The organism is Pseudomonas fluorescens (assembly GCF_902497785.1).
GTDB classification, from domain to species: domain Bacteria; phylum Pseudomonadota; class Gammaproteobacteria; order Pseudomonadales; family Pseudomonadaceae; genus Aquipseudomonas; species Aquipseudomonas fluorescens_BO.
In genome coordinates this window covers 230,586-257,217 of record NZ_CABVHK010000008.1, presented here as the reverse complement: position 1 = coordinate 257,217, position 26,632 = coordinate 230,586, and the positions used below count along the sequence as shown (strand labels likewise).

Below are 26,632 nucleotides of genomic sequence, written 5' to 3'. Positions count from 1 at the left end.
GTCGATTGTAATTAAGATGGCCGCATGTTTCTTCCAGCCAAGGTGCCAACCGTGAGCGTGAACAATCCTCTTTTGCAGTCCTACGACCTGCCGCCGTTCTCGGCGATCCGTGCCGAACACGTGCAACCGGCCATTGAACAGATCCTGGCTGATAACCGCGCCGCCATTATCGAGATCCTCGAAAGCCAAGGCAAACAACCGACCTGGGCCGGCCTGGTGCTGGCGATGGACGAACTCAACGACCGCCTCGGCGCTGCCTGGAGTCCGGTCAGCCACCTGAACGCCGTGTGCAACAGCCCCGAGTTGCGCGAAGCCTACGAGTCGTGCCTGCCGGCGCTTAGCGCCTACTCCACCGAGTTGGGCCAGAACCGCGAACTGTTCCAAGCCTTCGAAGCCTTGGCCAACAGCCCGCAAGCCGCCGGTTTCGACGTGGCGCAGAAAACTATCCTGGAACACTCGCTGCGCGACTTCCGTCTGTCGGGTATTGATTTGCCTGAAGCCGAGCAAAAGCGTTACGCCGAAGTGCAAAGCAAATTGTCGGAGCTGGGCAGCCGCTTCTCCAACCAACTGCTCGACGCGACCCAAGCCTGGACCAAACATGTTACCGATGAAGCCGCTCTCGCCGGCCTGACCGATTCGGCCAAAGCGCAAATGGCCGCCGCCGCACAGGCCAAAGGGCTGGACGGCTTCCTGATCACCCTGGAATTCCCGAGCTACTACGCGGTGATGACCTACGCCCACGACCGTGCCCTGCGCGAAGAAGTCTACGCCGCCTATTGCACCCGCGCGTCGGACCAGGGCCCGAATGCCGGCCAGAACGATAACGGCCCGGTCATGGAAGACATCCTCGACCTGCGTCAGGAACTGGCAAAACTGTTGGGCTTCGCCAGCTTCTCCGAGCTGAGCCTGGCCACCAAAATGGCCGAGTCCAGCGATCAAGTGCTGAGTTTCCTGCGCGACCTGGCCAAACGCAGCAAGCCGTTCGCCGCCCAGGATCTGGAACAGCTCAAGGCCTACGCCGCCGAACAAGGCTGCCCGGACCTGCAAAGCTGGGACAGCGGCTTCTACGGTGAAAAACTTCGCGAACAGCGGTACAGCGTGGCCCAGGAAGCACTGCGCGCTTACTTCCCTATCGACAAAGTGCTGAGCGGCCTGTTCGCTATCGTCCAGCGCCTGTACGGCATCGAAATTGCCGAACAGAAAGGCTTCGACACCTGGCACCCGGATGTTCGCCTGTTCGAAATCAAGGAAAACGGCCAGCACGTCGGCCGCTTCTTCTTCGATCTCTACGCCCGCGCCAACAAGCGTGGCGGTGCCTGGATGGACGGCGCACGCGACCGCCGCCGAACCGCTGAAGGCGTGCTGCAAAGCCCGGTGGCCAATCTGGTGTGCAACTTCACCCCGGCCGACAGCGGCAAACCGGCGCTGCTGACCCACGACGAAGTGACCACGCTGTTTCACGAATTCGGCCACGGTTTGCACCACCTGCTGACCCGCGTCGAGCATGCTGGCGTGTCCGGCATCAACGGTGTGGCATGGGATGCCGTCGAGCTGCCAAGTCAGTTCATGGAAAACTGGTGCTGGGAGCCGGAGGGCCTGGCGCTGATCTCCGGTCACTACGAAACCGGCGAACCGTTGCCACAAGACCTGCTGGGCAAAATGCTCGCGGCAAAAAACTTCCAGTCCGGGCTGATGATGGTTCGCCAGCTGGAATTCTCGCTGTTCGACTTTGAGTTGCACGCCACTCACGGCGATGGCCGCAGCGTGCTGCAAGTGCTCGAAGGCGTGCGCGACGAGGTTTCGATCATGCGCCCACCGGCCTACAACCGCTTCCCGAACAGCTTCGCGCACATTTTCGCCGGCGGTTACGCCGCGGGTTACTACAGCTATAAATGGGCCGAAGTGCTGTCCGCCGATGCCTTTTCGAAGTTCGAAGAAGACGGCGTGCTCAACGCCGACACCGGCCGCGCGTTCCGTGAAGCGATCCTCGCTCGCGGCGGTTCTCAAGAGCCGATGGTGCTGTTCGTCGACTTCCGTGGCCGCGCGCCGTCGATTGACGCACTCTTGCGCCACAGCGGCCTGAGTGAGGACGCGGCAGCATGAGCGAGGGGCCTGTGATCACCAAAAAACGCTTTATCGCCGGGGCGGTCTGCCCGGCTTGCAGCGAGCCGGACAAGTTGATGATGTGGAGCGAAGACGACGTCCCCCATCGCGAGTGCGTGGGCTGCGGTTATTCCGACACGCTGAATGAACAAGGCCTGTCGGTGCCCAAGGAATTGGGTACGCGGGTCAACACGTCGGCGCTGAAAGTCCCCGACGCCAAGGTACAAGCCGTGCAGTTTTTTCCGAACCCCAAGCTAAAGAAAAAGCCCGACGAGCAGCACTGAGTCATGACCACCTTCCACTTTTAATCGAGTGGGAGGTGGTAACTATCTAACACCCTCTCCCTGCGCTTCCTTTTTACGCTGAGCGAAATCAGCCGCTTTCAAGGAAGACTCATGTCCGATACCAACCCGCTGTTACAACCTTGGGCACTGCCGCCCTTTTCCGCCGTACGCACCGAGCATCTCGTCCCGGCTATCGAAAAAATCATTGCGGACAACCGACAGACCCTCACCGACATCATCGCGTCCCAAGCAGTGTCGCCGAGCTGGGATGACCTGGTGCTGGCGGTCGATGAAACCGATGCACGCCTGGGTGAAGCCATGTCCGTCATCCAAACACTGGACTTGGTGAAACGCGACATCGCCTGGGAACTGGCCAGTGCAACGTGCGGCTTTGCTACGGCACGCTACATCGCCGAAAAAATGAACAACCAGGCGCTGCATCAGGCTTACCGGCAGCTGGCTCAAAGCGCGATTGCGGCGAGCTTCGACGAACCGCGCAACGCGGTGCTGACCAAGATCTTGCGCAGGTTTCGTCTGGCGGGAATCGATCTGCCTGCCGAACAACAACGGTCACTGGCGCGCATCAATGTCGAGATCAGCGGGCTTCAAAGCCTGTTTATGACGCATCTCGAAAGCGCCTCCGCAGCCTGGACCAAGCGCATTGACGACGTAGCACAACTCGACGGTTTGTCCCGGACGACCATCGATCGCCTGGCGCTCAATGCGCGAAAGGCCGGTCATGAAGGGTGGCTGCTGTCTCTGGACCAGAACACCTGCCATCAGGTCATGACGTATGCGCAAAATCGAAACCTGCGCGAGGAGTACTTCATCGCCTACAACACACGCGCTTCCGATCAAGGACCCAACGCCGATCAATTCGATAACGGTCCGGTGCTGCAAATGCTGTTGTCGCTGCGTCACAGGAAGGCCCGATTGCTCGGTTATGAAAACTTCGCGCAACTCAGCGTGGCAACGGAAATGGCGCAGTCCACCGCCCACGTTGACGGGTTCCTGCGCCGGCAAATCACCCAGGCTACGCCAGGCTTCGAAAAAGACGCCCAAGCACTCAAGGCCTTTGCGCCAGAGTGGAACATTGCGCAGATCCAACCCTGGGACCAAGAGTTTCTCGCCGAACAATTGCGTCAGCGCCAACTGAGTGGCGCGCTGAAAAACCTGCGGGCTTACTTCCCGCTGGACGGAACGCTACGGCGTCTGTGCCTCTTCAGTGAACGCATGTTCGGGATCGAGATCGTCGAGAAAAAGCAGTTCAGCCGTTGGCATGACAGTGTCCGCCTGCTCGAAATCAGCGAGCGTGGGCAGGTGATCGGGCATATCTACCTCGATCCTTTCCACCGCGAGGACGCGCCGGACTACGCCTGGACTGCCACGTGTCGCAACCGGCGACGGAACGCGGAAGGCCAGTCAACGCTGCCGATTGCAATCATGCACAGCAACTTCACCGCAGGCATCGACGACCAGCCTTGCCTCCTCGCCCATCTGGACCTGCGCGTTCTGTTCCACGAGTTTGGTCATTGCTTGCAGCATGTACTGACACGCTCACCGCACTACACCCTCTCCGGCATTTCCCAGCTGGGACGCGATTCAGGAGAGTTTGCGGGCCAGTTGTTCGAACTGTGGTGCCTGTCCAGGGAATTCCTGTTGTGGCTTGCCGCTCACCACGAGACCGGTGAACGCCTGACCGAGGAACAAGTCGATGCGGCGCTGGCGGCCATTCAAACCCAGAGCAGCTGGCAATCCGCACACTTGCTGATGAGCGCGTTGTTTGACTTTGAATTGCATCGTTGTCACGGCGATGGTCGCAGTGTCCAGCAAGTCTTTGAAGACGTGCAAAAAGAGGTCAATCACCTGCAATTGCCGTCCTACAGCCGATTCGCCAACAGCTTTGATTACATGGTGACCGGCTATGGCGCTTCGGTGTACGCCTACAGGTGGTCAGGCGTGCTGGCCAGCGAAGCGTTCAAACGGTTTCAGCAGGATTGGGTCTTCAATGCGCAAACCGGCAAGGCCTTTCGCGAGGCATTTTTTTCGCCGGGTGATTCGCGCTCCTTGCTGACCGCCCTGGAAACTTTTCTTGGACGCCCGATCGCTGACGACCTTTTCGCGGTGTCGTCGGAAACGGTTACCCACTGACGCAACGGATTACTCGATATGGGCGCGCATTCGCAACTAAGCCCGCATGAAGATTCATACGGGCTTAGTTCGAAAGCAGACTTATGGGTTGACGATACTGGTATAGGCTTGCGCCAAAGCCAGTAGTTTCTGCTTGTCGCCGTTATCGATATAGCCGTCACCGTCCACATCGCTCTCGACCACGTTGATGCTGAAGGACCGGCCGCCATCATTCGAGGTCGCCGTGACGTAAACGGAGTCCACCAGGGCCTCCGTCGGCTCTTGATTGTCGGCGTCCCAACCCTGAATTTTGCGAGCAAGTTGCATCGACACTTGTGCCTCTTTCGGGTTGACGACAGAAGGCGACAACAACTGTAAAAAGATACCGCGCTGATTAAAAAACGACATTGTTTAATTCCATTTAAATTAGTTATTCACGAAGACTTCGTGTGCGACGAATATTACTTATAAAGTTTGTTTTGAAGCCAACCGTTATATGTTTCCCGGCATTGCTCTTATATGTCGTAAGCCATGCGTCCCGCTGCTCACTGGAGTGCCGAACGGCACTGGTCGTTTCACTCGGCCTCGGATACTGTATGTGCATACAGCAACGAGTAATGGATCGATGAGCACTCCCCTGCCACCGCGCGGTCGCGGAACCGCCACTAACCCGCACAACCGCTTCGCGCCGAATCATTCGGTGACGGAGGACGATGGCTGGTATCAGGAAGTCCCGGTGACCCAGGGGACTGAGGTGCGCATCGAGACGGCGAAAACCATCATCACCCGCAACAATTCGCCCGACCTGCCTTTCGATCGCTCGATCAATCCCTATCGCGGCTGCGAGCACGGTTGCATCTACTGTTACGCGCGGCCCAGCCACGCCTATTGGGACATGTCACCGGGGCTGGACTTTGAAACCAGATTGATCGCCAAGACCAACGCCGCCGATGTGCTGGAGGAGCAGCTATCCAAACGCGGCTATCAATGCGCGCCGATCAACCTGGGTTCCAACACCGATCCATACCAACCCATCGAGCGCGAACACAAAATCACCCGCAAAACCCTGGAAGTGCTCCTGCGTTACCGTCACCCGGTGACCATTATCACCAAGGGCTCGCTGATTCTTCGTGACCTGGACCTGCTGGCCGAACTCGCCGAACAGCGGCTGGTGGCGGTGATGATCAGCCTGACCACCCTGGACGATGAACTCAAACGCATCCTCGAACCCCGTGCTGCCGCGCCCAAGGCTCGGCTAAGGGCGATTCGCGTGATGCGTGAAGCCGGGATCCCCGTGGGTGTGTTGTGTTCGCCGATGATTCCAATGATCAACGACAGCGAACTCGAAAGCCTGCTGACCGAGGCGCAGGCTGCGGGTGCGCAAAGTGCGGGCTACATGATGTTGCGTCTGCCGCTGGAGGTGGCGCCGCTGTTTGAAGAATGGCTGGCCGCCCACTACCCGCAACGCGCGGCGCATGTGCTAAGTCTGATCCGCCAAAGCCGCGGCGGTGAGCTGTATGACAGTCGATTTGGCAGCCGGATGCGCGGCGAAGGCCCTTTTGCCGACCTGTTGGCGCAGCGCTTCGCCAAAACCATCAAACGCTTGGGGCTGAATCGGCGTGAAGGCTTTAATCTGGACTGCGAAGCCTTCTGTCCGCCAGGTCGCCAGATGTCGTTGATTTGAGGACAATTGGCCTGTGGTGAGGGGTAGGAAACGTGCGGCATAATCAGGCCGGTCACGTTTTTTGTGACCTGGAACACACGTTCTAGAGCGGTTGATTCAGTTTGAATTAAGTTTCGGCCGATACCTTGTTCATCGAGTGACTGACGGGTCGAGCTTTCTCGCCCGGATGTTTTTTAGACAGCCACTGGCTTCACACCGGACAAAACGGGAAAATCCCCTGACTCCGCCAATGAGGATGAATTCATGAGTGACAAGGATAAACAGCCGTTGGCTGCGTCGGCTTCCGCCCAACCAGAGGCAGAATCCGCCGATGCAGCGTTGAAGCACATCGTTGACGGCTTTTTGCATTTTCATCATGAGATCTTTCCGCAACAGGAAGAGCTCTTCAAGAAACTCGCCACGGCGCAACAGCCACGGGCGATGTTCATCACCTGCGCCGACTCGCGCATCGTACCCGAGCTGATCACTCACAGTTCGCCGGGCGATCTGTTCGTGACCCGCAATGTCGGCAACGTCGTACCGCCTTACGGTCAGATGAACGGTGGCGTTTCCACCGCCATCGAGTACGCGGTACTGGCGCTGGGCGTGCAGCACATAATCATCTGCGGCCACTCCGATTGCGGTGCCATGCGTGCGGTGCTCAACCCCGCCAGCCTGGAAAAGATGCCCACGGTCAAAGCCTGGCTGCAACACGCCGAAGTCGCGAAAACCATGGTGCACGACAACTGCAACTGCGCAGACGAAAACGAGACCATGCATGTCCTCACCGAGGAAAATGTCATCGCTCAATTGCAACATCTGCGTACCCACCCCTCGGTAGCTTCGCGCATGGCGAGCGGTCAGCTGTTCATCCATGGCTGGGTCTACGACATCGAAACCAGCAAGATCAAAGCTTACGACGCGGACCAGAGTAGTTTCCTGCCGCTCGACGGCAGCCATCCGATTCCGGTGGCGACGCCCAAAGCGCGCTTCTAAATCTTCCTAAAAATCTGTGTGGTTTGACGCCGGCCGCTGACTCAGCGGTCCGGCCTCGCCATGCCTGAAGAAAACTTCGGGAGAATCGTCATGCGTGCTGCGCAACTCAAAACTGTTCTGCCACGGGAGCTGCTCGCTTCAGTGGTCGTGTTTCTGGTCGCTCTGCCCTTGTGCATGGGCATCGCCATCGCCTCGGGCCTGCCGCCCGCCAAAGGTCTGATCACCGGCATCATCGGTGGTTTGGTTGTTGGCTGGCTCGCGGGATCGCCTTTGCAAGTCAGTGGTCCGGCAGCGGGTTTGGCTGTTCTGGTGTTCGAACTGGTGCGCCAGCACGGTATCGCCATGCTCGGGCCGATCTTGCTGCTGGCGGGTTTTCTGCAACTGGTGGCCGGGCGCCTGAAACTGGGCTGCTGGTTTCGGGTCACGGCGCCCGCGGTGGTCTACGGCATGCTGGCCGGTATTGGCGTGTTGATCGTGTTGTCACAGGTGCATGTGATGCTCGATGCGGTGCCCAAGCCGTCCGGGCTGGATAACCTGGCTGCCTTCCCGGCGGCCGTGGCGCAAGCGTTGCCTTCTTTAGGCTGGCAGGCCGGCTTGCTCGGGCTCGCAACGATAGCGGTGATGTACCTGTGGGAAAAACTGCGCCCCCATTCCCTGCGTTTCATTCCCGGTGCTTTGCTCGGGGTAGGTCTGGCGACTGTCGCCAGCCTGATGCTCGCCTTGCAGGTCAAACGGGTGGAGGTTCCGGCCAATCTGGCAGAAGCCATCGACTGGCTGAAACCAGCCGACTTGCTCAACCTCGCCGACCCGACGCTGCTGATCGCCGCCTTCGCCGTCGCTTTCATCGCCAGCGCCGAAACTTTGTTGTCAGCCGCCGCGGTGGATCGCATGCACAGCGGCCAACGCTCGGATTTCGACCGGGAATTATCGGCGCAAGGTGTCGGCAACATGCTCTGCGGCCTACTCGGTGCATTGCCGATGACCGGCGTGATCGTGCGCAGTTCGGCCAATGTTCAGGCCGGCGCTACCACGCGAATGTCGGCGATATTCCATGGCCTGTGGTTGCTGGCGTTTGTCTTGCTGCTGTCGAGTGTGTTGCAAAGCATTCCGGTGGCGAGTCTGGCGGGGGTGCTGGTCTATACCGGCTTCAAACTGGTTGACTTGAAAGCCTTTCGCGGCCTGGGCCGTTATGGCCGGATGCCGATGTTCACTTACGCGGCGACCGCGCTGGCAATCATTTTCACGGATTTGCTGACCGGTGTATTGATTGGCTTTGGTTTGACCCTGGCCAAACTCGCATGGAAGGCCTCGCGACTGAAAATCAGCCTGATCGATCTGCCACAAAGCGGCGAAATGGAATTGCGCCTGATGGGGGCGGCGACCTTTCTCAAGGTGCCGGCACTGACGCAGGTGCTGGGAACCATTCCCGCAGGTGCGACGGTGCATGTGCCGCTCAACAACCTGAGCTACATCGATCATTCGTGTCTGGAGTTGCTTGAAGAGTGGGGAAGGGCCAACGCGGCCAAGGGCTCGACGCTGTTGATTGAAGCGCGGGGGTTGAAGCGCAGGCTGGAGGGACGAGTGCGGACTAACACCGGTGTCGGCGCGCCTGGCTGAGCAACCTGTGGGAGCGGGCTTGCCCGCGATTGCGGTGGATCAGTCAACAACTTGGCTGAATTTGATTCCGCTATCGCGGGCAAGCCCGGCTCCCACAGGTGCTGTATTGACCCTCAACTCAGGCCGCGGGCTGATCCAGTTCCAGTCCTACGCCCAAACGACGCGACATGCACGGCCAGCGCTTCCACGCTGCTCCCGTGTCCGGGCTGCTGAGTTTCTCGCGGTAGGCTTCCACCGACTCCAGCGCAAAGCTTTCGTCGTTGAGCATCTCGTCCACGGCGTGATGCACCGCCTCATCCAGCTGGTTGGCAAATTCCTCACCGATCAATTGGTGGGCAATCAGGTTGGCGACAGTCATGTCCAAGGGGATCAGTGGCTGGCCAAAATGCTTGATGTACAGGTCGTTGACCTCTTCGACAAACCGATGCGCCAGATAGGCTTCGTCCAGCAGGCTGTCGAGCCCGACGTGTCCGGCCAAGAGGGTCGGCGGCTGAAGGAAGTATTGTTCGGCAATTTTCAGCACCGGTTTGATCTGCGATTCGATTCCCGCTTCCCTGGCCACTTCATTGGCTGCATCCAGAAGATCGGGAACCTCAGCAATGTAGGCGTCGACAAACCGCGTCAGGACACCTTTGGCATCTGTCTCCGGCAGTTGGATCGAAGGATGGAGGTTAGGCAGTTTGCTTTCCAGCTGACGCGTCAGCAGGCCGGTCTCGGCTTCATGTTGTTGGGCTTTTTGGATCTGCTCGCGCAATGCGGCGGTGTTCATGAAAACTCCAGGTAACAAAGGCAGTGAAATAGGGAAGACATAACTTAGCTGGCTTACGAAAATTGCTAAGACGCATTTGTCATAATTATTTCATCCTTGAGACATCACAGTTATATCGATTTGCCACCACTCGTCTGCATCCTTCTCCATTCGTGACCTTGAACGCAAGTGCCAGCTGTTTCAGATGATTTACGCCCTCACGTTGCGAGGTAGCAGGCGCTGTCTATACTCGGGTTGGAAATGGAGTTAGCTGATGACGTCCGACTGCACACGCAGCAAGACCCGGCGATTCAAGTTCGTAGTCTGAAAATGCCGCTCCCTTGCCGCAGGTGAAAGCCGGCGGGATAACAAGAACGATAAGGGGAACCCGCAATGATGCGACATCCACACGTCTGGATGGGCCTCCTGTTGTGGTCGATTTTCAGCCAGGCGCAAGCTGCCTGGACTGTGAATATGGCGCCGGGAGCGACTGAAATCAGTCACGCAGTATTTGACCTGCACATGACCATTTTCTGGATCTGTGTAGTGATCGGCGTCATCGTCTTCGGCGCCATGTTCTGGTCGATGATCCTCCACCGCCGCTCGACCGGGCAGGTGGCTGCAAAATTTCATGAAAGCACCACCGTTGAAATCCTCTGGACCATCGTGCCCTTCCTGATTCTGGTGGCCATGGCGGTTCCCGCGACGGCGACGCTGATCAAGATGTACGACGCCAGTGAGCCGGATATTGATATCCAGGTCACCGGCTATCAGTGGAAGTGGCACTACAAATACCTGGGCCAGGACGTTGAGTTCTTCAGCAACCTGGCCACGCCCGCCGATCAGATTCACAACAAGGAAGCCAAGAGCGAGCACTACCTGCTCGAGGTCGACAAGCCGCTGGTGCTGCCGATTGGCGCCAAGGTGCGCTTCCTGGTGACCTCCGCCGACGTCATCCATTCCTGGTGGGTGCCGGCCTTTGCGGTCAAGCGCGATGCCATCCCGGGGTTCGTCAACGAAGCCTGGACCCGCGTCGACAAGCCCGGCATCTACCGTGGCCAGTGCGCCGAGTTGTGCGGTAAGGACCACGGCTTCATGCCGATTGTGGTCGAGGTCAAGGAAAAGGCCGATTACGAAAAATGGCTGGGTGAACGCAAGGCCGAAGCCCTGCAACTCAAAGAGCTGACCAGCAAGGAATGGACCCTCGAAGAACTCAAGGAGCGCGGCGACAAGGTCTATCACACCACGTGCGTGGCCTGTCACCAGGCTGAAGGCCAGGGCCTGCCGCCGATGTTCCCGGCGCTCAAAGGCTCGAAAATCGCCACCGGGCCGAAAGAAGGTCACCTGAGCATTGTCTTCCACGGCAAGCCTGGCACCTCGATGGCGGCGTTCGGCAAGCAACTGTCGGAAGTCGATATCGCGGCGGTCGTGACCTACGAACGTAACGCCTGGGGCAATAACAAAGGCGACATGGTCACGCCAAAAGAAGTGCTGGAGATGAAACAGGCGGAAAGCAAATGACCCGGTCTATTGCGCACGTAAGGAACCGGTCGGGGCAGCGCGCCCCGGCCTGCCCAGCCCATCTGTTTGCAGGAGACACGCCATGAGCGCCGTCATTGATGACCATGGTCATGCCGACCACGCCCACGGTCCCGCCAAAGGCCTGATGCGTTGGGTGCTGACCACCAACCACAAGGACATCGGCACGTTGTACCTGTGGTTCGCGTTTTCCATGTTCCTGCTCGGCGGTTCTTTCGCGATGGTGATTCGCGCCGAACTGTTCCAGCCGGGGCTGCAAATCGTCGAACCGGCGTTCTTCAACCAGATGACCACCATGCACGGTCTGGTCATGGTGTTCGGTGCGGTGATGCCGGCCTTCGTCGGCCTCGCCAACTGGATGATTCCGTTAATGATCGGCGCGCCGGACATGGCCCTGCCACGGATGAACAACTTCAGCTTCTGGCTGTTGCCGGCGGCATTCATCCTGCTGGTGTCGACGCTGTTCACACCGGGCGGCGGGCCGAACTTCGGCTGGACGTTCTACGCGCCGCTGTCCACGACCTATGCGCCCGAGAGCGTGACGTTCTTCATCTTTGCCATCCACTTGATGGGGATCAGTTCGATCATGGGCGCGATCAACGTGATCGCCACCATCCTCAACCTGCGCGCCCCCGGCATGACGCTGATGAAAATGCCGCTGTTCGTCTGGACCTGGCTGATCACTGCGTTCCTGTTGATCGCGGTAATGCCGGTGCTGGCGGGTTGCGTGACGATGATGCTGATGGACATCCACTTCGGCACCAGCTTCTTCAGTGCTGCCGGTGGCGGTGATCCGGTGTTGTTCCAGCACGTGTTCTGGTTCTTCGGTCACCCCGAGGTGTACATCATGATTCTGCCGGCCTTCGGTGCCGTCAGCTCGATCATTCCGACCTTCTCGCGCAAACCGCTGTTCGGCTACACCTCGATGGTTTATGCGACGGCGAGCATCGCGTTCCTCTCGTTCATCGTCTGGGCGCACCACATGTTTGTGGTCGGCATTCCGCTGGTGGGCGAGTTGTTCTTCATGTACGCCACGCTACTGATCGCGGTGCCCACGGGGGTGAAGGTGTTCAACTGGGCCAGCACCATGTGGCAAGGCTCGCTGACCTTCGAGACGCCGATGCTGTTCGCGGTGGCGTTTGTGATTCTGTTCTCCATCGGCGGTTTCTCCGGGCTGATGCTGGCCATCGCCCCGGCGGATTTCCAGTACCAGGACACGTACTTCGTGGTCGCGCATTTCCACTACGTGCTGGTGCCGGGAGCGATCTTCGGGATCTTTGCGTCGGCCTACTACTGGTTGCCGAAATGGACCGGCCACATGTACGACGAAACCCTCGGCAAGCTGCACTTCTGGCTCTCGTTCATCGGCATGAACATGGCGTTCTTCCCGATGCACTTTGTGGGTCTGGCGGGCATGCCGCGGCGCATTCCGGACTACAACCTGCAATTCGCCGACTTCAACATGGTGTCGTCGATCGGTGCGTTCATGTTTGGTGCGACGCAGATTTTCTTCCTGTTCATCGTGATCAAGACGATTCGCGGCGGCCCGCCGGCACCGGCCAAACCGTGGGATGGGGCGGAAGGCCTGGAATGGAGCATTCCGTCACCGGCGCCGTACCACACCTTCACTACCCCACCGGAAGTGAAATGAAACGCCTCACTGTAGGAGCGAGCTTGCTCGCGATGTTCGCCAACGATAACGCTGGGAGCCTGACACCCCGTGGCGCTCTCAGGTTTTTCGCGAGCAAGCTCGCTCCTACAGGGGATCAAAATCATGGCTGACTCGATTTCGATGAAGAAGCTGGTCACCCGCCTGTTATTGGTGGTGGTGGCGATGTTCGCCTTCGGGTTTGCCCTGGTGCCGATCTATGACGTGATGTGCAAGGTGTTCGGCATCAATGGCAAAACGGCCGGGCAATACGAAGGCGAGCAGATCGTCGACACCTCGCGGCAGATCCGCGTGCAGTTTCTCTCGACCAACTCCGCCGACATGTCCTGGGATTTCTACCCCAAAAGCGATGAGCTGACCGCCAACCCGGGCGCGGTGAACGAGATGGTTTTCATCGCGCACAACCCGACCGACCGGCCGATGAGCGCGCAAGCGGTGCCAAGCATCGCGCCGAGCAACGCCGCCGCGTATTTCCACAAGACCGAATGTTTCTGCTTTACCCAGCAAGTGCTGCAGCCCGGCGAACGGATCGAGATGCCGGTTCGGTTCATCGTTGACCGTGACATGCCCAAGGATGTGAAGCACCTGACGCTGTCCTACACGCTGTTCGATATCACCGCCCGACATCCGCCGGTGGCTGTAAACACTGGCGGCTGAGCGTGCCCGATAAGGAGAACAATAAATGGCAACTCATGAGCACTATTACGTACCGGCCCAGAGCAAATGGCCGATCATTGCCACGGTCGGCATGTTCGTCACCGTGTTCGGCCTGGCCACCTGGTTCAACGATCTGAAAGCTGCGCGGCCGGAATCCCACGGCCCGCTGATCTTTTTCGTCGGCGGCCTGTTGCTGGCGTACATGTTGTTTGGCTGGTTCGGCACGGTGATCAAGGAAAGTCGTAGCGGCTTATACAGCGCGCAGATGGATCGCTCATTCCGCTGGGGCATGAGCTGGTTCATCTTTTCGGAAGTGATGTTTTTCATCGCGTTTTTCGGTGCGCTGTTTTATGTGCGACAAGTCTCGGGGCCAGCGCTCGGCGGAGAAGGCGCCAAAGGCCTGGCTCACATGCTCTGGCCGAACTTCGAATTTGTCTGGCCGTTGCTGAACAACCCTGACTCGAAGCTCTTTCCACCCCCCAAGGACGTCATCAGCCCGTGGGGTCTGCCGTTGCTCAACACGGTGTTACTGGTGAGTTCCAGCGTGACGGTGACCATCGCCCACCACGCGTTGAAAAAGGGCCATCGCGGCGCGCTGAAAATCTGGCTGGCGATTACTGTGTTGCTGGGCTGCGCGTTCCTCGGGTTCCAGGCCGAAGAATACGTGCACGCCTACCAGGAGCTGGGCCTGACCCTGGGCTCGGGTATCTACGGCGCGACGTTCTTCATGCTCACCGGATTCCACGGCGCCCACGTGACCATGGGCACCATCATCCTGTTTGTGATGCTGATGCGGGTCATGCGCGGGCACTTCGACAACGAGCACCAGTTCGGCTTCGAAGCAGCGAGTTGGTATTGGCACTTCGTGGACGTGGTGTGGATCGGGCTGTTCGTTTTCGTCTACGTACTGTAGGAGCGAGCTTGCTCGCGAAGGTGTGTCAGACACGTTGATTTCGATTGAGACACCTTCGCGAGCAAGCTCGCTCCTACAGCTACCAGGGCACGTGCGACACCAGCTGGCCGCTGAAAAAACCCCAGGCGATCAAGCCGACGGTGATGGCGGCCAGGGCTACACGAACACTCAAGGCAATGACGAGGCGGTTCGAGCTGCTGTCGTCCTTGACCAGAAAAAACAGGCCGCTGAACAGGCTGACAACCGTGGCAATCAGCATCAGGACGATGGCTGCTTTGAGCATGGGGAAACTCCGGGGGAAAGGCGATGCACTTGAGTATAGCTATCGCGATGACCGACTTTCTGGCGACGCCATGAAGCGCTTTCGCCCGGGCGTCGTGCCAACGCTGGTGGTCGCACTTTTGCTGCCGCTGCTGGTGTCGCTCGGGTTCTGGCAACTGGGACGGGGGGCGGAGAAAAGCGCGCTGCTGCAAACCTACAGCGAGCGCCGTGCCGCCGAACCGATGGCCAGTAGCGCACTGCTGCACACCGAGGACCTCGCCTTTCGCCGCGTTCACCTGCGCGGCCAGTTCGATGCCGCTCACAGTCTGCTGCTGGATAACCGCCAACGCGACGGCAAGGTGGGCGTCGAGCTGCTGCAACCGTTCCACGATCAGGCGACCGGCTTGTGGCTGCTGGTCAATCGCGGCTGGCTGCCGTGGCCAGACCGGCGCACGCCGCCGCAATTCACCACGCCGACTCAGGCGCAGAGCCTTGATGCCTGGGTCTACGTTTCACCCGGTGCGACCTTTCAATTGCATGCCGACCCGAGCGCTACAACCTGGCCTCAGTTGGTCACCGCGGTCGAGCCGTCGAAACTCTGGACGGCGCTGGATCGTGAGGGTTTTGCATACGAACTGCGCGCAGAAAACGCTCCCGCGACTTACCAGGCCGATTGGCCCGTCGTCGCCATGGGCCCGGAAAAACACATCGCTTATGCCGTGCAGTGGTTCGCCATGTCGATCGCCCTGCTTGGCTTGTTTATCTACCTCGGTTGGCACAACGCAAAGGAGAAACACCATGGGAGCGGCCATGAATCCACCCAGCATGTCTGAGGCGAAAACGCCGGCGAACCGGCGCAAGGGTCGCTTGCAGTTGCTGTTGATCGTGCTCGGGGTCATCGGTCCGATGATCCTCGCCACCGGCATGTACAAGTTGCAGTTCTGGGTGCCGGAGGGTCGCAGCTATCACGGTGAGTTGATCGGCAATGGCCAGACCCGCGCCGACCTTGGGGTGCAGGCACAGGAAGACCGTTGGCAAATGCTGGTCACCGCGCCGAAAGATTGCTCGGTGGACTGCCAGCAACTGGTGTATCTGGCGCGGCAGATTCAGATCGGCCTGGGTCGCGATGCATCCCGCGCCAGTCACGCACTGGCGGCGGCGCAACCGCTGAGTGCCGACTATGAAGCCAAGCTCACGCGCGAATACCCGCAGTTGCAACGCTACCCAATGGACCTCACCACGTTCAGCAAGACCACGGGCGATCAAGCCGTGCCGCAGCTATGGATCATCGACCCCCATGGCAATCTGGTGCTGCGCTACGACCCGACGGTGAAGGGTAAGGACCTGCTCAACGATCTGCGTCATCTGCTGAAACTGTCGAACATCGGATAAGGGCATCGTCATGGCCAAACCTGGATTTCGCCTCGCGCTGTTTGCCACCCTGCTGGCACTGATTGTGGTGTTGCTGGGCGCCTACACCCGCCTGACCCACGCCGGCCTCGGCTGCCCGGATTGGCCCGGCTGCTACGGCTTTATCAGCGTGCCGAAAAGCGAAGCCCAACTGGCCCATGCCGAACTGCATTTTCCGGATGCGCCGGTTGAAGCCCACAAGGGCTGGAACGAAATGATTCACCGCTACTTCGCCGGCACGCTGGGGCTGCTGATTTCAGTATTGGCCGGGCGTGCCTGGGTGCATCGTCTCCAGCCGGGGCAACCGGTGAAATTGCCATTGTTTCTGTTGGCAGTGGTGATTGCCCAAGCCGCCTTCGGCATGTGGACGGTGACGCTCAAGCTGTGGCCGCAAGTGGTGACCGGGCATTTGCTCGGCGGTTTTGCCACGCTGAGTCTGTTGTTTTTGCTGACGTTGCGATTGTCTGGCGTGTTGCCAGCGCTGACCGTGCCCCGGCGTTTGCAATATTGGGCGACGGCCGGGTTGCTGCTGGTGATTTTGCAGATTGCCCTCGGTGGCTGGGTCAGTTCCAACTACGCCGCCGTCGCCTGTATCGATTTCCCGACCTGCCACGGTCAATGGCTGCCGCCGGCGGACTTCGCCAACGGCTTTCACCTGAGCCAGCACATCGGCCCCAATTACCTCGGCGGGCAACTGGACAGCGATGCCCGCACCGCCATTCACGTCACTCACCGCATCGGCGCGCTGCTGGTGACACTTGTGCTGCTCGGGTTGGCCTGGCAATTGAAAGTCGTCGGCATGACGCGCCTCGCCGGGTTGGTGCTGATCGCCCTCGCCGCACAAATTACCCTTGGCATCAGCAACGTGCTGTTTCACCTGCCGCTGCCGGTCGCCGTCGCGCATAACGCCGGCGGTGCGGCGCTGTTGCTCACAATGGTGCTGGTCAATTATCACGCGCGAACCAGCCTGGTTCGGGTCAAACAGCAATCCCCTGTGCGCTGGCGTTTCAGCCCGCGTAAACATTCGGCCGGGCCCATAACAATAAAAGGAGAGATGCCATGGCGACTCTGATCGGCGCACGTCACAGTCAGGCGATCTGGCGTGACTACCTGGAGCTGACCAAACCGAAAGTGGTGGTGCTGATGCTCATCACCTCGCTGGTCGGCATGTTTCTCGCGACCCGTGCCGGGGTGCCGTGGACGGTACTGGTGTTCGGCAATCTGGGGATCGCCCTGTGTGCCGGCGGTGCGGCGGCGGTCAATCATGTGGTGGACCGGCGCATCGATGCGGTGATGGCCCGAACGCACAAACGGCCGTTGGCTGAAGGCCGGGTTTCACCCAAGGCGGCGTTGACGTTCGCCCTGGTGCTGGCGGTGCTGGGGCAAGCGTTGTTGCTGGCTTTCACCAACCCGCTGACGGCTTGGCTGACCCTCGCCTCGTTGCTCGGTTACGCCGTGGTCTACACCGGTTTCCTGAAACGTGCGACGCCGCAGAATATCGTTATTGGCGGCCTCGCCGGCGCCGCCCCGCCGCTGCTCGGCTGGACTGCCGCCACTGGCCACGTCAGTGCCGAACCGCTGTTGCTGGTGCTGATCATCTTCGCCTGGACCCCGCCGCATTTCTGGGCGCTGGCGATTCACCGCAAAGAGGAATACGCCAAGGCTGACATTCCGATGCTGCCGGTGACCCACGGCGAGCACTACACCAAAGTTCACATCCTGCTTTACACCTTCGCACTGCTGGCCGTGAGCCTGATGCCATACGTGATTCACATGAGCGGCATGCTTTACCTGATTTGCGCCCTGGGGCTGGGCGCGAGGTTTCTGCAATGGGCCGTGGTGCTGTACCGTGGCACTCGGCCGCACGCGGCGATCAACACCTTCAAGTACTCTATTTATTACTTGTTCCTGCTGTTTATCGCGCTGCTCGTAGACCACTACTTACTGTTGAACCTATGACTCGAACTCAGAAAACCGTCTTCATCCTCGTCGCCCTGATCGCGCTGGTTCTGGGCCTGACCATCAACAAAGTGCTGTCCGGCAAAGGCCAGGGTGACCCGACGGCGCTGATCGACGCCGGGATCATCCTGCTGCCACAAAGCCGCAATTTGCCGGACGTGACGATGACCGATCAGGACGGCAAACCGGTGGCGGTCAACGCACTGAAGGACAAGTGGAGCCTGCTGTTTTTCGGCTACACCTTCTGCCCGGACATCTGCCCGACCACGCTCGCGCAACTGCGCCAGATCAAAAGCGAACTGCCGCCGGAAGTGATGGATAAGTTGCAGATCATTCTGGTCAGCGTCGATCCGAACCGCGACACGCCCAAGCAGCTCAAGCAATACCTGGGTTACTTCGATCCGCAGTTCCAGGGGCTGACAGCGGCCTCGGTAGAAGACATTCAGAAGCTGGCCAACGCGGTGAGCATTCCGTTTATTCCGGCAGACACCAGCAAGCCAAACTACACCGTTGATCACAGCGGCAATTTGGCCGTGATCGGCCCGGACGGGACGCAACGCGGGTTTATTCGGGCGCCGTTGAACAACGCGAAGTTGGTGGCGCAGCTGCCGGTGATGCTGAACCGCAAATAAACAACGCGACCCCCTGTAGGAGCGAGCTTGCTCGCGAAGGTCGTGAACGATAACGCGTAGAGTCAGATTCTCAGTGGCGTCCTTATGTTTTTCGCGAGCAAGCTCGCTCCTACAAGGTCGGCGTTTCGAGCACAAAAAAAGGGGCGCATTTGAATGCGCCCCTTTTTCGTTGCTTCAGACGATCAGAACGCAGGCACCACCGCGCCTTTGTACTTCTCGAGAATGAAGGCTTTCACTTCCGGGCTGTGCAGCGCAGCAATCAGTTTCTTCATGTCTTCGCTGTCCTTGTCGTCCGGACGCGCCACGAGGATGTTTACGTAAGGCGAGTCGCTGCCTTCGATGACCAGCGCATCCTTGGCCGGATCAAGCTTGGCTTCCAGCGCGTAGTTGGTGTTGATCAGCGCCAGGTCGACCTGGGTCAGCACGCGCGGGATGGTCGCGGCTTCCAGCTCACGGAATTTCAGGTCCTTGGTGTTCTCGGTGATGTCCTTGACGGTCGCCAGGATGTTGTTCGAGTCTTTCAACTTGATCACACCAGCCCTCGCCAGCAGCAACAACGCACGGCCGCCGTTGGTGGCGTCGTTCGGGATCACCACGGTGGCGCCGCCCGGCAGTTCGGTCAGCGCTTTGTACTTGCTGGAGTAAGCGCCCAGCGGTTCCAGGTGTACGCCGGCAACCGACACCAGGTTGGTGCCCTTGGCCTTGTTGAACTCATCAAGGTACGGCTGGTGCTGGAAGAAGTTCGCGTCGAGACGTTTCTCGGCCACTTGCACGTTCGGCTGAATGTAGTCGGTGAAGACTTTGACCTTGAGGTCTACACCTTCTTTGGCCAACGCCGGTTTCACAAACTCGAGGATTTCTGCGTGCGGGACCGGCGTGGCCGCCACCGTCAGAGTGTCAGCGTGGGCGGAAAAGGCTGCAACAGCAGCAAACGCGACGAGTAGTTTTTTCATTCAGCTAACTCCTTGTGGGTACTCGCTTGCGACGCCGTTTGACGGCGCCTACCAGCGAATGGCCGGCTCATGCATTTAATGACAACAGCTTATTTGCGCGAAAAGTGTACGACCAGCTTATCGCCAACGGTTTGCAACACTTGGACCAGTACCAGCAGCAATACCACGGTGACCACCATGACGTCGGTCTGGAAACGCTGATAACCGAACCGGATTGCCAGGTCACCCAGGCCACCCGCGCCCACCACACCGGCCATCGCCGTGTAGGAAACCAGTGTAATAGCTGTCACCGTAATCGCTGCGAAAATGCCCGGACGGGCTTCTGGCAGCAAGGCATTGGTGATGATCTGGCGGGTTGTCGCGCCCATGGCCTGGGTCGCTTCGATGATGCCGCGATCCACTTCGCGCAGCGCGGTTTCCACCAGTCGCGCAAAGAACGGCGTAGCGCCCACCACCAGCGGCGGAATCGCGCCAGCAACGCCCAGCGAAGTGCCGGTGATCAACACAGTGAACGGAATCATCACGATCAACAGGATGATGAACGGCAGCGAACGCAGGATGTTCACCACCAGCGACAACATCGCATAAATGCCTTTGGCTTCGAGCAACTGACGCGGACTGCACAGGAACAACAGCACGCCCAGCGGCAGGCCCAACAGCACCGTGAACAGCAGCGAACCACCCAGCATCAACAACGTGTCGCCAGTGGCCAGCCAGATTTCGAACCAGTCGATATTGGCAAAGAAACTTGTCAGGGCTTCCATTAACGCAGCACCTCCATGTGGACGTCAGCCGCGGTGAAACGGGCAAACGCCGCCTCCATGTCTCCGCCGGTGACCGCCAGGGTCAATTGCCCGTAGGGGATGTCTTTGATGCGGTCGATACGCCCGGCGAGGATGCTGTAGTCCACACCTGTTTCCCGAGCGACGGTTCCGAGCAGTGGCGCGTAGGTCGCTTCGCCCTGGAACGTCAGGCGTACGATGCGACCTGGCACGTGAGCGAAGTCGTCGCGCTGTTCGCTTTCGTCGATCTGCTCGCTTTCCTGCACGAAACGCTTGGTGGTCGGGTGCTTCGGATGCAGGAACACGTCGGCCACCGAACCTTGTTCGACGATCACACCTGCGTCCATCACGGCCACCTGGTCACAGACCCGACGGATCACGTCCATCTCGTGGGTGATCAGGACGATGGTCAGTTTCAGCTCGCGGTTGATTTCGGCCAGCAATTGCAGCACCGATGCAGTGGTCTGCGGGTCAAGGGCGCTGGTGGCTTCGTCGCACAGCAGGATTTTCGGCTTGGTCGCCAAGGCACGGGCGATGCCGACGCGCTGTTTCTGGCCGCCGGATAACTGCGCCGGGTATTTTTTGGCGTGATCGGACAACCCGACCCGCGCCAGCAATTCGGCGACGCGCTGGTCGATCTCGCGGCGCGACAGCTCGCCGGCGAGCGTCAGCGGCAGCGCGACGTTGTCGGCCACGGTCTTGGAGGCCAGCAGGTTGAAGTGCTGGAAAATCATCCCGACCTGTTGGCGGAAGCGGCGCAGGCTGTTGGCGTCGAGCGCGGTGACTTCTTCGCCGTCAACGAAGATCTTGCCGCCAGTGGAATTCTCCAGGCGATTGATCAGACGCAGCAGGGTACTTTTTCCCGCACCGGAATGGCCGATCAGGCCGAAGACCTGGCCGTTCTCAATCGTCAGACTGGTCGGGTGCAGGGCGGGAATATCCTTACCGGCGACGCGGTAGGTTTTGTGGACGTTTTGAAACTCGATCACGTAGCGAACCTTGTGGGGCGCGTTAGAAAAGGATCAGCGGTTAGCCGGGCGCGCATTTTAGCCTGTCCGTATAGAGGTTATTAGCATTTATTCCGCATTCATCCTTCCATTTGGCAATAACGCGATCAAAGGTCATAAAAAAGGAACGCCGCAAACCCGCGCAAGTCACTACTTAAGCAACTCGATAACCGCCAGGTGCCGTGCCTGGAACCTTGCTCACAAGTCCAGCCAGGACGAGAACGCAACGAGGAGTTTACGACTGATGAGTACCAAGAAACCCGCCCCCCCAAAAAGCGCACTGGCCGGGACTGACACCCTGGACCGCGGCAATACCAACGCCAAGCTCGATAGCCTGGAAAAATTCCGTTCCGACGCCACCGATCAAGCCCTGCGCACTAACCAGGGCGTGAAGGTTTCGGACAACCAGAACACCTTGAAAGTCGGCGCCCGCGGGCCGTCGTTGCTCGAAGACTTCATCATGCGTGAAAAGATCACGCACTTTGACCATGAACGTATTCCCGAGCGCATCGTCCATGCCCGTGGCACCGGCGCGCATGGTTATTTCCAGACCTATGAAAACCATTCCGTACTGACCAAGGCCGGGTTCCTGCAGGATCCGGGCAAGAAAACCCCGGTATTCGCACGTTTCTCCACGGTACAGGGCCCTCGCGGTTCGGGCGATACCGTGCGTGACGTTCGCGGTTTCGCCGTGAAGTTCTTCACCGACGAAGGCAACTTCGATCTGGTGGGCAACAACATGCCGGTGTTTTTCATACAGGACGCGATCAAGTTTCCTGACTTCGTGCACGCGGTAAAACCCGAGCCACACAACGAGATTCCTACGGGCGGCTCGGCTCACGACACCTTTTGGGATTTCGTCTCGCTGGTACCGGAATCGGCGCACATGGTCATCTGGGCGATGTCCGACCGGGCCATTCCGAAAAGCTTGCGCAGCATGCAGGGCTTTGGCGTGCACACCTTCCGCCTGATCAACGCCGAGGGCAAATCGCGCTTTGTGAAATTCCACTGGCGTCCTGCCACCGGCACCTGCTCGCTGGTCTGGGACGAAGCTCAGAAACTCGCTGGTAAAGACACTGATTACCACCGTCGCGACCTCTGGGAATCGATCGAAATGGGCGACTACCCGGAATGGGAACTGGGTGTGCAGGTTATCGAAGAGGAAAACGAGCACTCGTTCGACTTTGACATCCTCGATCCGACCAAGCTGATTCCTGAAGAAACCGTGCCGATCACGCCGCTGGGCAAAATGGTGCTCAACCGCAACCCCGACAACTTCTTTGCCGAAGTCGAGCAGGTTGCATTCTGCCCAGGGCACATCGTGCCGGGGATCGACTTCTCCAATGACCCATTGCTGCAAGGTCGACTGTTTTCCTACACCGATACGCAGATCAGCCGACTCGGCGGGCCGAATTTTCACGAGATTCCGATCAACCGTCCGGTGGCACCGTTCCATAACGGCCAGCGCGACGCGTTGCACCGCACGACCATCGACAAGGGGCGCGCCTCCTACGAGCCGAACTCCATCGACGGCGGCTGGCCAAAAGAAACTCCGGCTGCCGCGCAGGATGGCGGATTCGAAAGCTATCCGGAACGCATCGACGCCAACAAGATCCGGCAGCGCAGCGAGTCGTTCAGCGATCACTTCTCCCAGGCGCGCCTGTTCTTCCACAGCATGAGCAAGCACGAACAGGAGCACATCATCTCGGCCTACAGCTTCGAATTGGGCAAGGTTGAGCGAGAGCACATCCGCGCACGCGAAGTGAATGAGATCCTCGCCAACATCGACCTTGAGCTGGCCAAACGCGTGGCGCAGAACCTTGGCTTGCCCGCACCGAAAGCCGGGACGGTCGATGTGCCGAAAACTTCTTTGGACCGCTCGCCGGCCCTGAGCCAGGCCAATTTGCTGCCGGGCGACATCAAAACCCGCAAAGTCGCGATTCTCGCGGCCAACGGTGTCGACGGTGCGGCGATTGATGCGATGAAGGCTGCGCTGAAGGCCGAAGGTGCCCACGCCAAATTGCTCGGCCCGACTTCGGCGCCGGTGACCACCGCTGACGGCAAAACGCTGCCCGTGGATGCATCGATGGAAGGCATGCCCTCCATCGCGTTCGATGCGGTATTCGTTCCGGGTGGCGCAGCGTCGATCAAGGCGTTGAGCGGGGACGGTGTGGCGTTGCATTACGTGCTGGAGGCGTACAAGCATCTGAAGGCGATTGCGTTGCACGGCGAAGCCAAGCAATTGTTGGATGTGTTGAAACTGGAGACTGATGCGGGGTTGATCGTTGGGACGGATGCCAAATTGGCCAAGGCGTTTTTCGCGGCGATTGCGCAGCATCGGGTTTGGGACCGGGAGCCTAAGGCCAAAGCGATTCCGGCTTAAGGATTGGTATCGTCAGGGATGACGCCTTCGCGAGCAGGCTCGCTCCCACAGGTCCAGTGTCGTTCTCATAAACGACATAAGTCCTGTGGGAGCGAGCCGGCTCCGGGCGGCGATCCGACGAAGCTTTTAAGGTTTACGCGGACTCAGAACAATCTGCGCCGGAACATTGCGCAAAATCTGCTTTTGCAGATTCAGCTCAAACTCAGCATCCAGCTTCTTCACGCGCTTGGTCAGTAACGTCGCCAACCACGGATAGTCCTGCGTGCGCGGCGCCTGAATACTCACGTCACACTGATAATTCACCACGTCGGTCGCAATCGCGTCCAACTGGCGGCGAAGTTTGCTCATGTCGGTGAGGTTCAAGGCGACCGTGGTGCTCTCGGCGGTCGGATCAATCACCTTCGCCTGCGGTTTGGCTTCGGCAGCCTTGAGCGCTGCTTCGGCCTTGTCCAGCTCGGCCTTGCGCGCATTGACGATGGCGTTGTTGACGCCACCGGTTAGCGCCGGCGCTTTGGGCATCAACGCCCGAGCGCGACTCAGCGCCGTCGCGGCTGCATTCACATCGCCCTTTTGCAGGACGATCCGACTGCGCAGCAAATACGCCTCGGCCAACTGACGCTGGTATTGCTCCAGGGATTGATCGTTCGGTGACTCGGTCTGCAACGCAGCCAATTGCCCTTCAGCGGTGGCCAGCTCACTGCTGGCCAGGCTTTGTTCCAGCTGCGCGATGGCCGCGGCCCGCGCATCACTGACCTCAGTGGCCGGTGGCGTGCTTTGGCAGGCGCCCAGTAGCAGCGAAAATGCGACAAGGAGCAGATAACGGGAGGCTGACAGCTTCATTCCTGCGACTCTCTATTTGCGCAAAAAACGAGCAAGTCTACACCCCTCGACGGGGCAGGACAAAACTCAGCAGAAACAGTGCGGCGGCCGTCACAACAATCGATGGGCCCGCCGGGGTGTCCTTGAACCAGGACAACGCCAACCCGCCACACACCGCGAGCATGCCCAGCAGGCTCGCGCCCAATGCCATCTGCTCCGGCGACCGGGCGTGACGTTGTGCCGCAGCGGCCGGGATGATCAGCAGCGACGTAATCAGCAACACACCGACGATTTTCATCGCCACGGCAATAACAACGGCGATCAGCAACATCAAGGTCAGGCGCAGCGCCGGTACCGGTAAACCTTCCACCCTCGCCAGCTCTTCATGCACCGTGATCGCCAGCAAGGGTCGCCATAACGTCACCAGCAGGGCCAGGACGGCAGCACTGCCGCCGAGGATCCACGCCAGATCGGTCGGACTGATTGCCAGCAAATCGCCGAACAGATACGCCATCAGGTCGATCCGCACTTCGTGCATGAAGCTTAGTACGACAAGTCCCAAAGAGAGCGTGCTCGGTGCGAGAATTCCCAAAAGGGTGTCAGACGCCAGCGGTTGGCGCTGTTGCAAGGTCACCAGCAACACCGCCAACAGCAAACAGCCGACGGTGACCGCCACTGTCGGGCTGACATCCAGCAAAAAGCCCAACGCCACGCCGAGCAGGGCCGCATGGGACAAGGTGTCGCCAAAATACGCCATGCGCCGCCAGACCACGAACGAACCCAGCGGGCCCGCGACTAACGCCAGAGCCAGGCCTGCAAGCAGGGCGTAGAGCAGAAAATCAGCCATGCTTGCAGCCATCTCCGTGAACGTGAGGTTGGGCCGACGGGGCCGCGCTGACAACCGAGCCATGCAGATCATGGGCGTGGTCGTGGTGGTGGTGATAAATCGCCAGGCTTTGGGCGTTCTTTCCGAACAGCTCGACGAACGCCGGATCGCCGCTGACCTGCTCGGGATGGCCGGAACAGCAGACGTGCCGGTTAAGGCAGACCACCTGATCGGTGGTGCTCATGACCAAGTGCAAATCATGGGAAACCATCAACACGCCGCAGCCGTGACGGTCGCGCAGACGAGTGATCAGGCTGTACAACTCGGCCTGCCCCGCCACGTCGACGCCTTGCACCGGCTCGTCGAGCACCAGTAATTCCGGCTCGCGCAGCAGCGCCCGGGCCAGCAACACCCGCTGCATCTCACCACCGGAAACACTTTGCACCGGGCTGTCGATGACCTGCTCGGCACCGACTTCCTTGAGTGCGGCCAGGGCGCGCGTGCGATCCACGCCGGGCACCAGCCGCAAGAAGCGCAGCACCGACAGGGGCAGCGTCGGATCGACGTGAAGTTTTTGCGGCATGTAACCCACCCGCAACTTTGGCTTGCGCCACACGCTGCCGCTGTCCGGCTTCAACAAGCCGAGCACCGCGCGTACGAGGGTGGTTTTGCCGGCACCGTTGGGGCCGATCAGGGTGACGATCTGCCCCGGCTCGACGCTCAGCTCAATGTTATCCAGCACGTTTTGCCCGGCAAAAGTCACGGCGACCTGCTCGAGACGGATCAGCGCGTTGCTCATCAAGCCCCCTGGCAACCCGAGCAGACACCGACCACTTCGACCGTCTGGCTCTCGACCACAAATCCGACATCCATGGCGCTGCCAATGATCGCGTCGCTGATGGACTTCTGTTCGAGTTCGATGGCGGCGTGGCATTCGCGGCAGATCAGGAACTGGCCTTGGTGGGCGTGCTCCGGGTGGTTGCAGCCAACGAAGGCATTCAGCGAGGAGATGCGGTGCACGAGGCCGTTTTCCAGCAGGAAATCCAGCGCGCGGTAGACAGTCGGCGGCGCGGCACGGCGGCCGTCCTGCTCGCTGAGCACAGCCAGTATGTCGTATGCGCCCAGTGGTTTGTGGCTCTGCCACACCAGTTCCAGCACTCGCCGGCGCAGGGCGGTCAGGCGCAGGCCTTGACGTGCGCACAGGGTATCGGCCTCGGACAGTGCGCTATGGACGCAATGAGAGTGGTCGTGGGGACGGCTGGCAATCGGTGTTTTAGGCAT

The 26,632-nt window shown here is 59.6% G+C and carries 26 protein-coding genes and 1 pseudogene; 17 read left to right on the top strand and 10 right to left on the bottom strand.

The window, feature by feature from the left end; all coding sequences use genetic code 11:
• Positions 1–24 precede the first annotated feature (24 nt).
• From prlC to F8N62_RS14475, 3 genes are all read left to right on the top strand, one after another.
• A complete protein-coding gene (gene prlC, locus F8N62_RS14485) occupies positions 25–2,103 on the top strand; it encodes an oligopeptidase A (protein ID WP_191632384.1) in 2,079 nt (692 codons plus the stop codon).
• Positions 2,100–2,387, top strand: coding sequence for a YheV family putative zinc ribbon protein (locus tag F8N62_RS14480; protein WP_150711552.1), 288 nt, complete (start codon positions 2,100–2,102; stop codon positions 2,385–2,387). Before prlC ends, F8N62_RS14480 begins: the two co-directional genes overlap by 4 nt.
• Positions 2,388–2,498: 111 nt before the next feature.
• A complete protein-coding gene (locus F8N62_RS14475; protein ID WP_150711551.1) occupies positions 2,499–4,538 on the top strand; it encodes a M3 family metallopeptidase in 2,040 nt (679 codons plus the stop codon).
• A gap of 81 nt (positions 4,539–4,619) precedes the next feature.
• Here the strand turns inward: F8N62_RS14475 and F8N62_RS14470 are convergent, their stop codons facing one another.
• Positions 4,620–4,925 (bottom strand): hypothetical protein, encoded by a 306-nt coding sequence (locus F8N62_RS14470; RefSeq protein ID WP_150711550.1) that lies wholly within the window; start codon positions 4,923–4,925, stop codon positions 4,620–4,622.
• 217 nt (positions 4,926–5,142) lie between these two features.
• Between F8N62_RS14470 and F8N62_RS14465 the strand changes: the two genes are divergently transcribed.
• The 3 genes from F8N62_RS14465 to F8N62_RS14455 all read left to right on the top strand — a co-directional run bounded on the left by F8N62_RS14465 (position 5,143) and on the right by F8N62_RS14455 (position 8,793).
• A complete protein-coding gene (locus tag F8N62_RS14465) occupies positions 5,143–6,201 on the top strand; it encodes a PA0069 family radical SAM protein (RefSeq protein WP_150711549.1) in 1,059 nt (352 codons plus the stop codon).
• Between the two features lie 243 nt (positions 6,202–6,444).
• On the top strand, positions 6,445–7,176 hold the full coding sequence (locus F8N62_RS14460; RefSeq protein WP_150711548.1) for a carbonic anhydrase: 732 nt from the start codon (positions 6,445–6,447) through the stop codon (positions 7,174–7,176).
• A gap of 90 nt (positions 7,177–7,266) precedes the next feature.
• Positions 7,267–8,793 carry a SulP family inorganic anion transporter gene (locus F8N62_RS14455; RefSeq protein WP_150711547.1) on the top strand — a complete coding sequence of 509 codons (1,527 nt, stop codon included), beginning with the start codon at positions 7,267–7,269 and terminating at the stop codon, positions 8,791–8,793.
• Between the two features lie 118 nt (positions 8,794–8,911).
• Here F8N62_RS14455 and F8N62_RS14450 read toward each other — a convergent pair whose 3' ends face one another.
• On the bottom strand, positions 8,912–9,562 hold the full coding sequence (locus F8N62_RS14450) for a hypothetical protein (protein ID WP_150711546.1): 651 nt from the start codon (positions 9,560–9,562) through the stop codon (positions 8,912–8,914).
• 372 nt (positions 9,563–9,934) lie between these two features.
• Between F8N62_RS14450 and coxB the strand changes: the two genes are divergently transcribed.
• The 5 genes and pseudogenes from coxB to F8N62_RS14430 all read left to right on the top strand — a co-directional run bounded on the left by coxB (position 9,935) and on the right by F8N62_RS14430 (position 14,319).
• Positions 9,935–11,062, top strand: a complete 1,128-nt coding sequence (coxB, locus tag F8N62_RS14445; RefSeq protein WP_150711545.1) for a cytochrome c oxidase subunit II — start codon at positions 9,935–9,937, stop codon at positions 11,060–11,062.
• 82 nt (positions 11,063–11,144) lie between these two features.
• The gene (gene ctaD, locus F8N62_RS14440) at positions 11,145–12,731 is read left to right on the top strand and encodes a cytochrome c oxidase subunit I (protein WP_150711544.1); all 1,587 of its coding nucleotides are present in this window, start codon (positions 11,145–11,147) and stop codon (positions 12,729–12,731) included.
• Positions 12,728–12,841 (top strand): annotated as a pseudogene (locus F8N62_RS32165) (outer membrane lipoprotein carrier protein LolA); the annotation flags it as partial. The gene ctaD and the pseudogene F8N62_RS32165, both read left to right, overlap by 4 nt.
• A 13-nt stretch (positions 12,842–12,854) precedes the next feature.
• Positions 12,855–13,406 (top strand): cytochrome c oxidase assembly protein, encoded by a 552-nt coding sequence (locus F8N62_RS14435; RefSeq protein WP_150711543.1) that lies wholly within the window; start codon positions 12,855–12,857, stop codon positions 13,404–13,406.
• A 25-nt stretch (positions 13,407–13,431) separates the two neighbouring features.
• The gene (locus tag F8N62_RS14430) at positions 13,432–14,319 is read left to right on the top strand and encodes a cytochrome c oxidase subunit 3 (protein WP_150711542.1); all 888 of its coding nucleotides are present in this window, start codon (positions 13,432–13,434) and stop codon (positions 14,317–14,319) included.
• A gap of 79 nt (positions 14,320–14,398) precedes the next feature.
• Here the strand turns inward: F8N62_RS14430 and F8N62_RS14425 are convergent, their stop codons facing one another.
• A complete protein-coding gene (locus F8N62_RS14425; RefSeq protein WP_008152470.1) occupies positions 14,399–14,602 on the bottom strand; it encodes a twin transmembrane helix small protein in 204 nt (67 codons plus the stop codon).
• A 70-nt stretch (positions 14,603–14,672) separates the two neighbouring features.
• Here F8N62_RS14425 and F8N62_RS14420 point away from each other — a divergent pair, with 70 nt between their 5' ends.
• From F8N62_RS14420 to F8N62_RS14400, 5 genes are read left to right on the top strand one after another with little or no spacing between them, the layout of a single operon-like run.
• The gene (locus tag F8N62_RS14420; protein ID WP_150711541.1) at positions 14,673–15,413 is read left to right on the top strand and encodes an SURF1 family protein; all 741 of its coding nucleotides are present in this window, start codon (positions 14,673–14,675) and stop codon (positions 15,411–15,413) included.
• Positions 15,379–15,972 carry a hypothetical protein gene (locus tag F8N62_RS14415; RefSeq protein ID WP_150711540.1) on the top strand — a complete coding sequence of 198 codons (594 nt, stop codon included), beginning with the start codon at positions 15,379–15,381 and terminating at the stop codon, positions 15,970–15,972. The genes F8N62_RS14420 and F8N62_RS14415 overlap by 35 nt, the downstream gene beginning before the upstream one ends.
• A 10-nt stretch (positions 15,973–15,982) precedes the next feature.
• Positions 15,983–17,062, top strand: coding sequence for a COX15/CtaA family protein (locus tag F8N62_RS14410; protein ID WP_150711539.1), 1,080 nt, complete (start codon positions 15,983–15,985; stop codon positions 17,060–17,062).
• The gene (gene cyoE, locus F8N62_RS14405; protein ID WP_150711538.1) at positions 17,050–17,949 is read left to right on the top strand and encodes a heme o synthase; all 900 of its coding nucleotides are present in this window, start codon (positions 17,050–17,052) and stop codon (positions 17,947–17,949) included. The genes F8N62_RS14410 and cyoE overlap by 13 nt, the downstream gene beginning before the upstream one ends.
• On the top strand, positions 17,946–18,581 hold the full coding sequence (locus tag F8N62_RS14400; protein ID WP_150711537.1) for an SCO family protein: 636 nt from the start codon (positions 17,946–17,948) through the stop codon (positions 18,579–18,581). Before cyoE ends, F8N62_RS14400 begins: the two co-directional genes overlap by 4 nt.
• Positions 18,582–18,763: 182 nt before the next feature.
• Here F8N62_RS14400 and F8N62_RS14395 read toward each other — a convergent pair whose 3' ends face one another.
• The 3 genes from F8N62_RS14395 to F8N62_RS14385 all read right to left on the bottom strand — a co-directional run bounded on the left by F8N62_RS14395 (position 18,764) and on the right by F8N62_RS14385 (position 21,305).
• Positions 18,764–19,534 (bottom strand): MetQ/NlpA family ABC transporter substrate-binding protein, encoded by a 771-nt coding sequence (locus F8N62_RS14395; protein ID WP_150711536.1) that lies wholly within the window; start codon positions 19,532–19,534, stop codon positions 18,764–18,766.
• 89 nt (positions 19,535–19,623) lie between these two features.
• Complete coding sequence (locus F8N62_RS14390; RefSeq protein WP_057712603.1) at positions 19,624–20,298, bottom strand: methionine ABC transporter permease; 675 nt, start codon at positions 20,296–20,298, stop codon at positions 19,624–19,626.
• Positions 20,298–21,305 (bottom strand): methionine ABC transporter ATP-binding protein, encoded by a 1,008-nt coding sequence (locus F8N62_RS14385; protein WP_150711535.1) that lies wholly within the window; start codon positions 21,303–21,305, stop codon positions 20,298–20,300. Before F8N62_RS14385 ends, F8N62_RS14390 begins: the two co-directional genes overlap by 1 nt.
• A 70-nt stretch (positions 21,306–21,375) precedes the next feature.
• On the opposite strand from F8N62_RS14385, the gene katE reads away from it, so the two are divergent.
• Positions 21,376–23,706, top strand: a complete 2,331-nt coding sequence (katE, locus tag F8N62_RS14380; protein WP_318181501.1) for a catalase HPII — start codon at positions 21,376–21,378, stop codon at positions 23,704–23,706.
• A 126-nt stretch (positions 23,707–23,832) separates the two neighbouring features.
• On the opposite strand, the gene F8N62_RS14375 is transcribed toward katE, so the two are convergent.
• Genes F8N62_RS14375 through zur form a run of 4 tightly spaced genes read right to left on the bottom strand, consistent with a single transcriptional unit; the run spans position 23,833 to position 26,632 of the window.
• On the bottom strand, positions 23,833–24,546 hold the full coding sequence (locus F8N62_RS14375; protein ID WP_150711533.1) for a PA5502 family lipoprotein: 714 nt from the start codon (positions 24,544–24,546) through the stop codon (positions 23,833–23,835).
• Between the two features lie 37 nt (positions 24,547–24,583).
• On the bottom strand, positions 24,584–25,372 hold the full coding sequence (znuB, locus tag F8N62_RS14370) for a zinc ABC transporter permease subunit ZnuB (protein WP_017341765.1): 789 nt from the start codon (positions 25,370–25,372) through the stop codon (positions 24,584–24,586).
• Positions 25,365–26,150, bottom strand: coding sequence for a zinc ABC transporter ATP-binding protein ZnuC (gene znuC / locus F8N62_RS14365; RefSeq protein WP_150711532.1), 786 nt, complete (start codon positions 26,148–26,150; stop codon positions 25,365–25,367). Before znuC ends, znuB begins: the two co-directional genes overlap by 8 nt.
• Positions 26,150–26,632: a zinc uptake transcriptional repressor Zur gene (gene zur, locus F8N62_RS14360; protein ID WP_150711531.1), complete on the bottom strand. Its 483-nt coding sequence runs from the start codon at positions 26,630–26,632 to the stop codon at positions 26,150–26,152. The genes znuC and zur overlap by 1 nt, the downstream gene beginning before the upstream one ends.